Annotated in this window: 1 protein-coding gene; it reads left to right on the top strand. The window is 39.5% G+C overall.

Going from position 1 to position 633, the window contains the following annotated elements:
* Positions 1-633 (top strand): RagB/SusD family nutrient uptake outer membrane protein (locus BBH99_RS12900; protein ID WP_123873168.1); only part of this gene is annotated, 633 nt, incomplete at both ends.

The following is a 633-nucleotide window of genomic DNA, read 5'->3' as shown; positions in this document are numbered from 1 at the left end:
GGTAGAGAAATACGCAGATTTATTTAAAGTAGGATCAGAAAAAGGAGATGAATATAAATTTTCAACAGAATCAATCCTGGAGGTTATGCATACCAACAAAGCAAACTCTGACTGGAGTTTCTGGGGACAGGGAAAAGATGAAGGGAATTCCATCAATGCAATGTTAGGTCCACGTTCTTATTCCATCAATAAAAAGATTCCGGATAATCAAGCACCTGATCTGTTTCCGGGATGGTCATTTAATACCGTAACACAGGATTTATATGACTTTATGCAGGGAGATCCGAGATTGGATGTAACGATTTTCAATATAAAACCGTGGGTAGCAGAAGGAAAAGTGACTTATAGTCCTGCGTTTGCAGATACAGGATATTTTTTGAATAAATACTTACCTACAAATGATTTGAAAAGTTCTCTTCCAGGATCAACAGAACTAAATTTCAGACAGAATTACATTGCGATACGATTAGCAGATACCTATCTGATGGAAGCGGAAGCTTTAGGAGGTTCAGGTGCAAGAGCCCAGGCTTTATTGGATGCTGTAAGAGCGAGGGTAAAATTAGGTTCAGTTCCCGTTTCTATGCAGGCTATCAAAGATGAGAGAAGAAGAGAATTAGCCGGGGAAGGACACCG

Origin of the sequence: Chryseobacterium contaminans (assembly GCF_001684955.1) — a bacterium.
Taxonomy (GTDB): Bacteria; Bacteroidota; Bacteroidia; order Flavobacteriales; family Weeksellaceae; genus Chryseobacterium; species Chryseobacterium contaminans.
Note: the sequence above shows the minus strand (reverse complement) of the source record. Positions and strands in the feature narration are given on the sequence as shown.